Genomic DNA, 13,568 nt, shown 5'->3' with positions numbered 1-13,568 from the left:
AGATTCGGATGCCGTGGTCACCCCGCGGCATCACAGCAATTTCCCGCCGATCGACGACTACGCGTTCCTTTCCGATTGCGAGACAACGTGTTTGATCGCTCGCAACGGCGCGGTCGAGTGGATGTGCGTACCGCGGCCCGACTCCCCCAGCGTGTTCGGCGCCGTGCTGGACCGCAGCGCCGGGCATTTCCGCGTCGGGCCGTACGGGCAGCAAGTGCCTGCTGCGCGCCGTTACCTTCCCGGTGGTCTGATCATGGAAACCACCTGGCAGACCGAAACGGGTTGGCTGATCATTCGCGACGCGCTCGTCCTCGGGCCATGGCACAACACCGAGGAACGGTCGAAGACGCACCGCCGCACGCCGATGGACTGGGATGCCGAGCACATCCTGCTGCGCACCGTGAAATGCGTGAGTGGCGTCGTCGAACTCGAAATGAACTGCGAACCGGCCTTCGACTATCACCGCGAAGCAGCGACCTGGGAATACAGCGGCAAGGTCTACGAAGAGGCGACCGCTACGGCGAAAGGGGCGAAGAACGGTCACCCCACGCTGAAGCTGACAACCGACCTACGGTTGGGCCTGGAGGGCCGCGAAGCCCGTGCTCGCTGCCGAATGGTCGAGGGCGACAACAAGTTCGTTGCACTGTCGTGGTCCGAACTGCCAGCGCCCAAGACGTTCGCCGAGGCCGAGCAGAAGATGTGGCAGACGGCCGAATGTTGGCGGCAATGGATCACCATCGGCCGCTTCCCCGACCACCCATGGCGTGGCTACCTGCAGCGCAGCGCTCTCACGCTCAAAGGCCTGACGTACGCCCCGACCGGCGCTCTGATGGCCGCATCGACCACATCGTTGCCGGAAACGCCACAGGGTGAACGCAACTGGGATTACCGCTTCGCGTGGGTGCGCGATTCGACCTTCGCATTGTGGGGTCTCTATACCCTCGGCCTGGACCGCGAGGCCATCGATTTCTTCGCGTTCATGTTCGACGTCAGCCAAGGCGACGACGGCGAGGAGATTCCGCTTCAGGTGATGTACGGGCTCGGCGGCGAGACGAAGTTGGAGGAGTTCGAGCTCAACCACCTCTCGGGCTACGACGGGGCCAAGCCGGTCCGGATCGGCAACGGTGCCTACGACCAGGACCAGCACGACATCTGGGGCACGATGCTCGACTCGGTCTACCTGCACATCCGCTCGCGCGAGCAGGTACCCGAAAACCTCTGGCCGCTGCTGAAGCGTCAGGTGGAAGAAGCGATCAAGCATTGGAAGAAGCCGGACCGCGGAATCTGGGAGGTTCGCGGCGAGCCGAAGCACTTCACGTCCTCGAAGATCATGTGCTGGGTCGCGTTGGACCGCGGCGTGAAGCTCGCGGTGCTGCACAACGAACACAAGTACGCCGAGGACTGGACGAAGATCGCCGACGAGATCAAGGCGGACATCCTCGAGCACGGCGTCGACAAGCGCGGCGTGTTCACTCAGGCATACGGCATGGAAGCACTGGACGCGTCACTTCTACTCGCCGTGCTGCTCCGGTTCCTGCCTGCCAACGACAAGCGGATCGTTGCGACCGTTCTTGCCATTGCCGATGAGCTCTCCGAAGACGGACTGGTGCTGCGGTATCGCACCGAAGAGACCGACGACGGTCTCACCGGTGAGGAAGGCACGTTCACGATCTGCTCGTTCTGGCTCGTCTCCGCGCTCGTCGAAATCGGCGAACTCGACCGGGCAAAGCACTTGTGCGAACGGCTACTCGGCTTTGCGAGCCCGCTGAAGCTGTACGCAGAGGAGATCGACACCAGGACAGGCCGTCATCTCGGCAACTTCCCCCAGGCGTTCACGCACCTGGCACAGATCAACGCCGTCATGCACGTGATCCGCGCCGAGGAAGATCTACGATCGGGCCGATTCAGGCCGGCTCACCACTCCTAGAAACACCCTCGTGAGTCTTTTAGGAGTCCCTGGACTCCTAAAAGACTCACGAGCAGGTGGGGTTGATCAGCCTGCGAGCAGCCGGACCTCGGCAAGCTGGGTGGGCTCTTCCATCACGTGCTGCGCCTGGATGCGCAGCGTGAAGATTCGGCGCAGATCGGCGATGTGCTCGACCACGCGGTCGATCGTGTCGCGGGCGACGAACGCCGGCGTCAGGAACCATTCGAGCAGGTCGATCATCCGCTGAATCTGCTCGACCGAGGCATGAACCTCACGGCGCGTGTGGCCGATGCCGGCGACCTCGCGTCGAGTCTCCTGAATCAGCTGATCCAGGCCATCCGCGCAGGGGTCGAGACGGTCGACGATGAGTGAGAGGTCGTCGATGAGAAGTGTCGCGTTGGTCGCGAACTCCTCCGCGTGACTCAAAGCTGAGTCAGCCGTCAACGCTGCGCGTGTCAACCTACGAAGGCGACCAGCCGAACCGGCTTCCGTTACCGCCATTGGGAACAGCTCCTCATCCGGAGGGTTGACTACCTCGAAGTGTGACCTGGATCGCATTGCGTTGACCAACTTAGCGCCTCGAGCGCGGACATCGCTGTATTTCGCCGTCTCATTTTGAGCGCCTCGGCGCGTCGTTCACGAAATCCCAGGTCGTCGCGGCAACTGCCGCGACACGCCCGACGCTCAACTCGCAAAGCGACGCAGCAACGCGTCGGCATCAGCAGCGATTCTGCGAACGATCTCGCCGGCCGGATGTTCGCTGTTCACCAGGCCAGCCGCCTGACCTGCATAAACAACGCCCAGCTCCGGGTTGGCAGGGTCGTACGCGGTCGCCAGTTCAGCCTCGTCGACACCGGCATCGTGATAGCGCGCAGTGAACTCGTTGGCGATGGCCCGACCGCCCCACCGCGTCGGCCACGGCTGGTGACGCGCCTGATCGAAGACGGAGGTGTAAACCGTGTCGGTACTGCTGGCGGCAAGGATGCGCGACCGAGCGTACTCAGGACCGATCGTCTCCGGGCTGGCCAGGAGTGCGGTACCGATCAGTGCCCCTTGGGCGCCAGCGGCGATCACAGCGGCCAATCCGCGCCCAGTCGCGATGCCTCCCGCGGCCAGCACGGGTAGCTCAGTGCTGTCGAGCACCTCCTGAAGCAGCGGCAGGGTCCCGACCTTTCCCGTGTGGCCACCGGCCTCGCCACCCTGCGCGACAATGATGTCGACGCCTGCTTGCTCGGCCAATCGCATGTCGTCGACCGTGTTGATCTGCGACATGACCGCAATGCCCGCCGCATGGACGCGCTCGGCGTAGGGAGCCGCATCGCCGAAGGACAGGGCGATCACCCGCGGCTTGGCCTCCAGCGCGGCCTCCAGCAGGGCGTCGTCCTCGTCCAGTGACCAGGTCTGCAGGCCGATGCCGAAAATGCCTCCGATGTCGCGGGCTACGGCAGCCTCTTTCGCAATCCAGTCGGCGGTCGTATATCGAGCTGCGCCGAGCATGCCGAGGCCACCGGCTTTCGACACCTCACCGGTCAGCACTCCCCCGGCCCGGCCACCCATCGGCGCGCCGACGATCGGAAAAGCAAGCCCGAATTCCTTGGTCAACCAGGTCTCGGTCACTGAAGGTCCCCTCGTGGTGAGTGCTACTTCTTGGGCTTGTCGGAATCGGACGACAACGCGGCGACGAAGGCCTCTTGCGGCACCTCGACGCGGCCGACCATCTTCATCCGCTTCTTGCCTTCCTTCTGCTTCTCGAGCAGCTTGCGCTTGCGGGTGATGTCACCGCCGTAGCACTTCGCGAGCACGTCCTTGCGGATGGCCCGGATATTTTCGCGCGCAATGATTTTCGAGCCGATCGCCGCCTGGATCGGGACCTCGAACTGCTGGCGCGGGATCAGCTCGCGCAGCTTGGTGGTCATCTTGTTGCCGTACGCCGCTGCCGCGTCCTTGTGCACGATCGCACTGAACGCGTCGACCGCTTCGCCCTGCAACAAGATGTCCACCTTGACCAACGCTGCCGCCTGCTCGCCCGACTCCTCGTAATCGAGACTGGCGTAGCCGCGCGTACGCGACTTCAGCGAGTCGAAGAAGTCGAAGATGATCTCCGCCATCGGGAGCGTGTAGCGCAGCTCGACGCGGGTCTCGGAGAGATAGTCCATGCCGCCGAGTTCACCGCGCCGCGCCTGGCACAACTCCATGATCGTGCCGATGAACTCACTCGGCGAAATGATCGTGCATTTGACGATCGGCTCGAAGATATTGCGGGCCTTGCCTTCCGGCCAGTACGACGGGTTCGTCACGATGTGCTCGCTGCCGTCTTCCAACTCGACGCGGTATACGACGTTCGGCGCGGTCGAGATGAGATCCAGGTCGAATTCACGCTCCAACCGCTCACGCGTGATCTCCATGTGCAGCAGACCGAGGAAGCCGCAGCGGAAGCCGAACCCCAACGCCACCGACGTCTCGGGCTCGTAGGTCAGCGCGGCGTCGTTGAGCTGCAGCTTGTCGAGTGCGTCGCGCAGGTCCGGATAGTCGCTGCCGTCGACGGGATAGAGGCCGGAATAGACCATCGGACGGGGCTCGCGATAGCCGACCAACGCCTCGGTGGCGCCGTTGCGCGCCGCCGTCACGGTGTCACCGACCTTCGATTGCCGGACATCCTTCACACCGGTGATCAAGTAACCGACCTCACCCACGCCGAGGCCGATCGTCGCTTTCGGCTCCGGTGACACGATGCCCACCTCGAGCAGTTCGTGTGTCGCGCCGGTCGACATCATCTTGATCTTCTCGCGCGGCGAAATCTTGCCGTCGACGACGCGGATGTAGGTGACAACACCGCGATACGTGTCGTAGACCGAGTCGAAAATCATTGCGCGAGCAGGCGCATCGGAATCACCGACCGGGTGCGGAATCATCGCGACGACATGGTCGAGCAGTTCCTTCACGCCTTCACCGGTCTTACCCGACACGCGCAGCACATCGTCGGGCTCACACCCGATGATGTGGGCGATCTCGCCGGCATAGCGGTCCGGGTCGGCGGCGGGCAGGTCGATCTTGTTCAGGACCGGGATGATCGTCAGGTCGTTGTCGAGCGCGAGGTAGAGGTTCGCCAGCGTCTGCGCCTCGATTCCCTGCGCGGCGTCGACGAGCAAGATCGCACCCTCGCAGGCCTCCAGCGCGCGGGAAACCTCGTAGGTGAAGTCGACGTGGCCCGGCGTGTCGATGAGATGCATCACGAATTCTTCGCCGTCGACAACCCACGGCAGCCTGACGTTCTGCGCCTTGATGGTGATGCCACGCTCGCGCTCGATGTCCATGCGGTCGAGGTACTGGGCGCGCATCTGCCGACCTTCGACGACGCCCGTGAGCTGCAACATCCGGTCCGCCAACGTCGACTTGCCGTGGTCGATGTGCGCGATGATGCAGAAGTTCCTGATCCGCGCAGGATCGGTGAACGTTGTATCCGCGAAGCTGGCGATGAGAGTCTCCTAGGTGGGGCGATCAATGCGCACTTTACCTGCGGCGAAAGCGCCCAACCCCTCGTGAGTCTTTTAGGAGTCCCTGGACTCCTGAAAGACTCACGACCCCAAGCGCTACTAAACTGGGTCGCTATGGCACGACCGTGGACCACAATCGGCAAGCAGCTCACCAGTATTGCGAAGGAGCAAGGGCAGAAGGTTGTCCGCAGTCAGGCCCCCAAGCTGGTCGAACGCCTGCAGAAGTCGGGTGTGCTTCCCGACCCCGACGCTCCCAAACTCGGTCCAGGCATTGCGGTCCGGCCGGTAGCGGCCAACGCCGTTCCCACCGCGCAACGCGCACGCCGAGTTGTCTACGCGCCACGTTTGGACGGACGGGCAGATCCCGGCGAAGTCGTCTGGACCTGGGTCACCTACGAGGAAGACCCGAGAAACGGCAAGGACCGTCCGGTCCTCGTCGTCGGCCGCGACAAGGACACGCTGCTCGGTCTGATGCTGTCGTCGAATCCCGCGCACGCTCACGACCGCAACTGGATCGGTATCGGCAGCGGCGCCTGGGACCACGAAGGCCGGCCCAGCTGGGTCCGCCTCGACAGGGTCCTCGATGTGCCGGAGGCCGGCATTCGGCGCGAAGGCGCGATCCTCGAACGCAAAGGGTTCGACGAGGTCGCCATTCGTTTGGTCCGCGAATACAGCTGGCGCTGACCCCGTGCGCGCGTCTCACCCCCGGCGGGGTGAAACTCGCGCACGGTTGTGGGGTCAGGCGAGCCGCGTAATTTCCACGACGACGTCGAGCGCGGTCGAACCGCCACCCGAATAGATACCTTTCAGCGGCGGCACGTCCCCGTAATCACGACCGACACCGACCGACACGTGCTGTTCGCTGATCGCGACCGCGTTGGTCGGGTCGTAGGCCCACCAGGTTCCCGTCCACGCCTCGACCCACGCATGGCTTTCGCCGGCGACCGTCTCCCCCAACGCCGCACTGCGCTTGGGATGCAGATAGCCCGACACATACCGACTCGGAATTCCCATGCTGCGCAACAGAAGCAGCGTCAAGTGGGCGTAGTCCTGGCAGACACCCTTGCGTTCGTCCCACGCCTGGACCGCAGAGGTATGCACTCCTGTACTACCCGACACGTAGGACATTTCCGAATGCACCCATTCGGCTGCCTTCACGACCGCCTCGGCGGGATCGACACCCTTCGACAACTGCTTTGCGACCGAAGCGAGCTTGCGATCACGAGGAACATACGTTGTGGGAGTAAGCAATTCGTCGAAACGGTCGAGCAGCATGTCGCTGCGCAGATCGTCCCACGACCACGATTCCGCCGGTGTCGCAAAGGGTTCGGTCTCTACGACCGACGACCCCGTCACCTCCAGCTCGGTATGCGGCGCATGCAGGTCGAACGCCGTGACCGACGTCCCCCAGTAATCGCGGTACTTGTACGACCGCGTCGCCGGCGACGTCTCCACGCGATTGAGAATCACGTTCTGCCGGTAATCCGCCCGGGGCGTGAGCCGTGCCTCGTTGTACGACGACGTCACCGGCGCGTTGTACGCATAACCGGTGGTGTGGACGACACGCATCCGCCAACTCACTGTGACATTCCTTTCGTTCGCGGACCTGAAGGCATCGCCTTCCCTCCTCGACTCGGTCGCTGCGCTCCCTCGCTCGTCAGTCCAGGCAATGCCGGTCCGCTCACAGCTCCCCCTCTACTTCTGGCTCGAAGTCTGTGCTTCCCGCGTCGTGCCAGGCCACCCACGGAGCTGCGTGGAAGTACTGCAACGCGATCGCCTCGCCCACGTCACGGCAGGTCTTCTGCAACGAGATGAGTCGTGCCTGGAGGTCTTCGAGCAGAACACCCGGCGGCAGAAACTCGAGTTCGCTACGGGCTCGGCCGAGCAATCGCTGCGCTTCGTCGCGCGCACCGACCCGGCTGCTGGGACGTTGGTCGAGCTCGTCGAGGCATTTCTCGGCGACCCGCACCGTGTGGAACACCGACCGCGGAAAGAGCCGATCGAGCAGGATGAACTCGGCAACCAGATGCGCATCGAGTGCGCCACGGTAGGTGCGCAAATACGTGTCGTGCGCTCCCGCCGAACGCAGCACTGTGACCCACGCCGGTGACGACGTGCGGTCCCCGGCACGCGAAAGCAACAGGCGCACAGTCATATCCACGCGCTCGACCGAGCGGCCGAGCAACAGAAAGCGGTAACCGTCGTCGCGGCTCAACGTCGAGTCCGCGAGGCCTGCGAACATCGCCGCTCGTGCCTTGATGTACTGGAAGAACTCGTGCGGACCGAGTCGGCGCGCAGCACGCTCCCGCTCAGCCAGACCGTTGTAGGTCGTGTTGAGGCACTCCCACATCTCACTCGACGTGACCTCGCGGGCTCCGCGAGCATTTTCGCGGGCACTGGAGATCGAGTCGACGATCGAGCCGCCGTGGTCGCTGCTGAACGCGACGAGGTCGGTCACCGACCAGACGTCGAGCGGACCGTCCGGCGGGTCGATCCCGAGGACGCGCAGCAACAGCCGGGAGGTTCGGTCCGGGTCGACGGTCGCGTCTTCGAGCAACTGATGGACTGCGACGTCGAGGATGCGAGCCGTGTCGTCTGCGCGCTCGACGTATCGTCCGATCCAGTACAGGGATTCGGCATTTCGGGCCAGCACGTTGTCACCCGCCGATCTGTTGCTGTTGCTGTTGCTGCTGTTGTTGGTTTGCCTGCGAAGGGCTCAGCTCCGGACCGTGTTCGGCCCGGTCCGACGCGGCCACCACCTCACCGACCAGTTCTTCACCGGCAAGCTCACGTTCGGCGACCGACGCGCGGCTGGCCAGCACCCACGTGTCCTTGCTGCCACCACCCTGGCTCGAGTTCACGATCAGCGAGCCCTCGGGAAGCGCAACGCGAGTGAGTCCGCCAGGGAGCACCCACACATTGTCACCGTCGTTGACCGCGAACGGACGCAGGTCGACGTGCCGGGGTACGAGCTTGTCGCCGACCTTGGTCGGGACCGTCGACAATTGGACGACAGGCTGCGCGATCCACCCACGCGGATCCGCCCTGATCTTGCGGGAGATCACCTCGAGCTCCTTCGGCGTGGCATCGGGTCCGAAGACGATGCCGTAGCCGCCCGACCCCTCGACCGGCTTGATCACCAGCTCGTCGACCCGATCGAGCACTTCCTCCCGCTCTTCGGTCAGCCAACAACGGAACGTGTCGACGTTCGCGATGAGCGGCTTCTCGTTGAGGTAGTACTCGATGATCGTCGGCACATAGGTGTAGACGAGTTTGTCGTCCCCGACGCCATTGCCGACCGCGCTCGAGATCACGACGTTGCCTGCGCGGGCGGCGTTCAGCAGTCCGGCGACTCCGAGCACGGAGTCAGGTCGGAATTGCATCGGGTCCAGGTAATCGTCGTCGATGCGCCGGTAGACGACGTCGACCTGGCGTTCGCCCTCCGTGGTCCGCATGTAGACGACGTTGTCGCGGCAGAAGAGGTCACGGCCTTCGACGAGTTCGACGCCCATCTGCCGCGCAAGCAGGGAGTGCTCGAAGTAGGCAGAGTTCGCGACACCCGGCGTGAGGACGACGACCGTCGGATCGGCCTCGTTGAGCGCAGCGGACGCGCGCAAGGCCCGCAGCAGATGCGACGCGTAGTCACCTACTGCGCGCACACGATGCGAGGAGAACAAGTCCGGGAAGACCCGAGCCATCGTCCGCCGATTCTCCATGACGTACGAGACGCCGGACGGCGAGCGAAGGTTGTCCTCCAGCACGCGGAAGGTGCCTTTTTCGTCACGGACCAGGTCGATGCCTGCGACATGAATCCGCACACCGTTCGGCGGGACGAAGCCCGCGGCCTCCCGATGGAAATGCTCACAGGACGTGACGAGCCGTTTCGGAATGACGAGATCACGCAAGATCGATTGCTCGCCGTAGACGTCGGCGAGAAACATTTCCAGCGCCTTGACCCGCTGCCGAATACCGCGCTCCAATCGCGCCCACTCCGCCGCTGCGATGACGCGCGGGACGAGGTCGAGCGGGAACGGTCGCTCCTGGCCGGACAGCGAGAAGGTGATGCCCTGGTCGATGAAAGCCCTGCCCAGGGCTTCGGACCGCGCCGCAAGGTCGTCGACGTCGATGGGCTCCATGCCGTCGTAGATGCCCTTGTACGGCGTTCGCACCTTGCCGTCGGCGTCGAACATCTCGTCGAAGGCGCGGCCATAGCGGGCGCCATCGCGATAGCCGTCGAATACACGGGTGGGGGGCTCAGCGGAACGCGCCCTGCCAGGGGGCGACTTCGTCGGCTTCGTTGTCGATCGGGTGATCATTTGGCCATGGTGCTACATCCAGCGCGCGAGAGCAGGTTGGGTGGCGTTAATTTCTGGAATCGTCGCAGTTTGAGAACCATCCACCCACCCTGGTATTCTCGACCGTCGGCGTGAATGCGCGCCCAATACTTCCCTTTCGATCAGAAAACTGAGGAACAAACGCGTGGCCAATATCAAATCCCAGGTGAAGCGGATCGGCACGAACGAAGCGGCCCGCCTTCGCAACCAGTCGGTCAAGTCGGCACTGCGCACGTCGATCCGCTCGTTCCGCGAGGCGGCTGCGACCGGTGACAAGGACAAGGCCAACGAGCTCCTGCTCGCTGCGAGCCGCAAGCTCGACAAGGCCGCCAGCAAGGGTGTCATCCACCCGAACCAGGCTGCCAACAAGAAGTCGGCGCTCGCGCTGGCGCTCAACAAGCTCTGATCGACTAGCTTTAGGCGGACGCACACCGCCGTGGTCACCCGGGCCGCGGCGGTTTTTGTTGTGTTCGCAGTAGGACCGCAGGTCAGCGCCGCCGCGAGCGCAGCTCGAGCACCTGTTCGACCGCCCGCTCCACCGCATAGTCGGCGTTCGCCGATGCACCTTTGACGTCGGCATTCAGTGTCGCAACGACCTGCAGCGCCGCGCTTATCGTCTCCGGGTTCCAGCCACGCACCTGCGCTTGCGCCTTCTTGACCTTGAAGGGCGCCAGACCGAGCTGGCCGGCAAGCCGAAATGGGTCGCCATTGCCGGCTGAGCCGACCCGAGCAATCGTGTGCACCGAATCTGCGAGCGCGTCGGCGAGCAGAACCGGGTGCAGACCGCGCAACGACGCCCACCGCAGCGCTTCCATCGCCCCTGCGCGATCGCCCGCGACGGCGAGGTCCGCGATCTCGAACCCCGACACCTCCGCCTTGCCCGAGTAGTAGCGCCGGACCGCGGCGATGTCGATCTTTCCGCCGGTATCTGCCGCGAGCTGCGAACACGCCGCTGCCAATTCGCGCAGGTTGTTGCCGACCGCCTCGATGACGGCGGCCACGACGTCTGCGGCGACACGAACCCCAAGTGCCCGGAACTCGCCGCGCACGAAGTCGACACGCTCTGCGGGTTTGGTCACCTTCTGGCAGTCGTGTACCCGAGCGTTCGCCTTCTGCAGCGCGGGTGCCAGAGCTTTCGCCCTGCCGCCGCCGGTGTGCAGGACGACCAGGACCACGCCCTCCGGTGGCTCGTCGGCAACCTCCTGCACCAGCGCTACTGCATCCTTGCCCGCCTCAGCCGCGGCTTCGAGCACGATCACCCGGTCTTCCGCGAAGAGCGACGGACTCAGCATCTCCGCCAGCTCAGCAGCACTCACATCGCCGGCACGGAGCCGGGTTACTGGGAGATTGTCGCCCGCGCCCCCTGCGCGCACCTCGGCCACGATGCTCGACACCGCGCGCTCGATCAGCAACTCCTCTTCGCCGAGAACGAGGTGCAGCTGGGCGCTCGGGGCAATGTCACTCACGTCGCCGATCGTCGCACGGCTGGCCGACACCGATCACGGCGGCTTGCTGGCAGCGATCCGCCACAATGCAAGGACGACGACCGGTGCCGTGCACAATCCCGCACCGACCAGGCCATCCGGAACGCTGACCACCGCACCCGGCATCGCCGCAGCGCGATCGGCCACCCATAACAGCCACCACAGCAACGGACCTGCCGTCTGGGCAACGAACACCGCCAACGGCGTCCACACCATCGCCGCCACAGCCGCTACCGCCCCGACTACGGTGAGCGGCGCGACCACCACGGCGACCAGCAAATTCGCCCCGATCGCGACAACGCTGACCGTGCCCGACATCCCCGCCACGATCGGCGCGGTGACCACGTAGGCCGCCGTCGCGACGGCGACTGCCTCGGCGGGCGCCCGCGGCCAGCCACGGTCGCGCAGCTTGTCCGCCCAACTGGGTGCAATAAGGATCAATCCCGCCGTGGCGACGACCGAAAGCGCGAAGCCGAAATCGACCGCCAGTGCCGGATAGAACGCGAGCAGGAGCACGACCGCGGTACTGAGCGCGGGAAGCGCCTGCTTGCGCCGACCGGTCACCAGCGCGAGCAGCCCGACCGAGCCCATCACCGCCGCCCGAAGCACGCTCGGCGACGGCCGCGCGAGGACGACGAACAGCGCCAACACAACGGCAGACAATGCAACGCCAGCCTTCGGACCCAGCGTGAGACCGCGAACGACGAGCAGCATCGCACCCAACAGGATTGCCACGTTCGCACCCGACACCGCGGTCAAATGCGACAGTCCGGCGGCCTTGAAATCTGCGCGCACGGCGTCGGGCAGGTTCGACGTGTCACCCACCACCAACCCCGGCAGCAACCCGCCCGCTGCACCGGGCAGCGCAGTCGTCGACACCTCCGCAAACTTGGCGCGCGCCGAGCCCGCTATTCGCTGGACGAACGACGGCGGCGCGACAGTCAGCGGCGGATCGGGTGCGCGAATGGTCGCCACGCTGAGGTCGTTGTGGCGGGGCGCCCGCACGGACCCACGGAACTCGACCCGCTGACCTGGCAGCAGGGATTCCCAACCCCGCGCGGTCGCCAGCACCGTGACCGCTCCGCCCACCGTCCACGTTCCACGAGCGGTGCTGAATTGCTCGAGCCGTGCAGCGACGATCACCTGTTGCGGCCCAGACGCGCTCAGCGCGGCGGGATCGGTCGTCAACACGACCGTGGCGTTCACTTGTGCACCGTCGGCCAGCCCGTGCAGCGGGTGGGTCTGCGATGCATGCGCCCTGACCGCGATTGCTGCGGCGAACCCGGCGCCCAGCGCGAGCGCAGCCGCAAGTCCTGCACCGATCCGCGCCAACGCGCCCCGCCGCAGCACGGCGATTACGACCAGGCACCCGCAGCCGAAGGCAGCCGCCAGCCACACCGCCGCAATCCACCCCGCCTGGATACCGAACAATGTTGCAGCCCAACAGAACCCGGCCGACGGAACAAGGCGCATATCCAGCGGCTTCGACGCTTCGCGCTCGGTCATATCGTCACCAGCTCGCGCAGCTTCGCCAACCGCGCCGGACCGATCCCCTCGACCTCGCCCAATTGCTCGACATCGGTGAACCGCCCGTTCACCGACCGCCACGCGACGATCGCCGCCGCGGTCACCGGACCGACGCCGGGCAAGGCATCGAGTTCTTCTTCGGTCGCACTGTTCAGATTCACTTTGCCCCGACTGGCTGGTCCAGGTGCTGCCGCAGTGCCCGAACTGACTGTGCCGCTGCCGAGTACGGGTGGACCACCGTCGGTCGACGCGACGCCGACGAGAACCTGGTCGCCGTCCATCAGCCGCTGCGCCATGTTCAGGCTCAGCAGGTCGGCGCCCTCCTGCGCTCCGCCCGCCGCCGTGATCGCGTCCGCGATGCGCGACCCCTCTGGTAGCCGGACCAGCCCGTTCGTGTGGACCAACCCAACGACGCTCACGACGATCATCGCCGGCGCAGGAGGGGTCGACGTTTCCACCGGCGATGCCGACACCGATGCCGACACAGCGGGCAAAGCCGGTACGGCATTCTGCTGCGGGCGCTCCAGCAGGAACACGACGCCGACAATCACGACGACCACGACGCCGACGAGCGCCAGAGTCACCGCTCCAGGCCGCCCAGGGTCGAACCTCGCGCCCCGCAACCTCTCGGGCAACCACGAAGACCGCCCCCGCGGCTCCGGGCCCAGGTCGAGCCACTCCGGCGTCCGCTCGGCGTCGTCGAGGTCCGCCACGACCTCCGGCTCACGGCCACCGGTGACAGCACCGAGCCTGCTGCGGACCCTGTCTCGCTCCTCGATGCTGCGCATGTCCGGGACCGTAT

The 13,568-nt window shown here is 65.2% G+C and carries 12 protein-coding genes; 3 read left to right on the top strand and 9 right to left on the bottom strand.

Annotation, left to right across the window (positions count from 1 at the left end; all coding sequences use genetic code 11):
- Positions 1–13 precede the first annotated feature (13 nt).
- Positions 14–1,927: a glycoside hydrolase family 15 protein gene (locus FGL95_RS06150; RefSeq protein ID WP_338079773.1), complete on the top strand. Its 1,914-nt coding sequence runs from the start codon at positions 14–16 to the stop codon at positions 1,925–1,927.
- 66 nt (positions 1,928–1,993) lie between these two features.
- Here the strand turns inward: FGL95_RS06150 and FGL95_RS06145 are convergent, their stop codons facing one another.
- The 3 genes from FGL95_RS06145 to lepA form a co-directional block, all read right to left on the bottom strand.
- A complete protein-coding gene (locus FGL95_RS06145; RefSeq protein ID WP_169585352.1) occupies positions 1,994–2,428 on the bottom strand; it encodes a hypothetical protein in 435 nt (144 codons plus the stop codon).
- 183 nt (positions 2,429–2,611) lie between these two features.
- Complete coding sequence (locus tag FGL95_RS06140; RefSeq protein WP_169585351.1) at positions 2,612–3,544, bottom strand: nitronate monooxygenase; 933 nt, start codon at positions 3,542–3,544, stop codon at positions 2,612–2,614.
- A gap of 23 nt (positions 3,545–3,567) precedes the next feature.
- Positions 3,568–5,403 (bottom strand): translation elongation factor 4, encoded by a 1,836-nt coding sequence (lepA, locus tag FGL95_RS06135; RefSeq protein WP_169585878.1) that lies wholly within the window; start codon positions 5,401–5,403, stop codon positions 3,568–3,570.
- A 132-nt stretch (positions 5,404–5,535) separates the two neighbouring features.
- Between lepA and FGL95_RS06130 the strand changes: the two genes are divergently transcribed.
- Positions 5,536–6,105, top strand: coding sequence for a type II toxin-antitoxin system PemK/MazF family toxin (locus tag FGL95_RS06130; protein WP_169585350.1), 570 nt, complete (start codon positions 5,536–5,538; stop codon positions 6,103–6,105).
- A 54-nt stretch (positions 6,106–6,159) separates the two neighbouring features.
- Here FGL95_RS06130 and FGL95_RS06125 read toward each other — a convergent pair whose 3' ends face one another.
- From FGL95_RS06125 to FGL95_RS06115, 3 genes are all read right to left on the bottom strand, one after another.
- On the bottom strand, positions 6,160–6,990 hold the full coding sequence (locus tag FGL95_RS06125) for a transglutaminase family protein (RefSeq protein ID WP_169585877.1): 831 nt from the start codon (positions 6,988–6,990) through the stop codon (positions 6,160–6,162).
- 112 nt (positions 6,991–7,102) lie between these two features.
- Entirely contained in the window at positions 7,103–8,074 is a 972-nt protein-coding gene (locus tag FGL95_RS06120) for an alpha-E domain-containing protein (RefSeq protein ID WP_169585349.1), read from the bottom strand.
- Between the two features lie 4 nt (positions 8,075–8,078).
- Positions 8,079–9,737 carry a circularly permuted type 2 ATP-grasp protein gene (locus FGL95_RS06115; protein WP_169585348.1) on the bottom strand — a complete coding sequence of 553 codons (1,659 nt, stop codon included), beginning with the start codon at positions 9,735–9,737 and terminating at the stop codon, positions 8,079–8,081.
- Between the two features lie 163 nt (positions 9,738–9,900).
- Between FGL95_RS06115 and rpsT the strand changes: the two genes are divergently transcribed.
- The gene (rpsT, locus tag FGL95_RS06110) at positions 9,901–10,161 is read left to right on the top strand and encodes a 30S ribosomal protein S20 (RefSeq protein ID WP_169585347.1); all 261 of its coding nucleotides are present in this window, start codon (positions 9,901–9,903) and stop codon (positions 10,159–10,161) included.
- Positions 10,162–10,243: 82 nt separating this feature from the next.
- Here rpsT and holA read toward each other — a convergent pair whose 3' ends face one another.
- From holA to FGL95_RS06095, 3 genes are read right to left on the bottom strand one after another with little or no spacing between them, the layout of a single operon-like run.
- Entirely contained in the window at positions 10,244–11,212 is a 969-nt protein-coding gene (gene holA / locus FGL95_RS06105; RefSeq protein ID WP_169585876.1) for a DNA polymerase III subunit delta, read from the bottom strand.
- A gap of 42 nt (positions 11,213–11,254) precedes the next feature.
- Positions 11,255–12,745, bottom strand: a complete 1,491-nt coding sequence (locus tag FGL95_RS06100; RefSeq protein WP_169585346.1) for a ComEC/Rec2 family competence protein — start codon at positions 12,743–12,745, stop codon at positions 11,255–11,257.
- The gene (locus tag FGL95_RS06095) at positions 12,742–13,554 is read right to left on the bottom strand and encodes a helix-hairpin-helix domain-containing protein (RefSeq protein ID WP_169585345.1); all 813 of its coding nucleotides are present in this window, start codon (positions 13,552–13,554) and stop codon (positions 12,742–12,744) included. Before FGL95_RS06095 ends, FGL95_RS06100 begins: the two co-directional genes overlap by 4 nt.
- Positions 13,555–13,568: the final 14 nt, after the last annotated feature.

This window comes from Antrihabitans stalactiti, from assembly GCF_012932915.1.
GTDB lineage: Bacteria > Actinomycetota > Actinomycetes > Mycobacteriales > Mycobacteriaceae > Antrihabitans > Antrihabitans stalactiti.
Note: the sequence above shows the minus strand (reverse complement) of the source record. Positions and strands in the feature narration are given on the sequence as shown.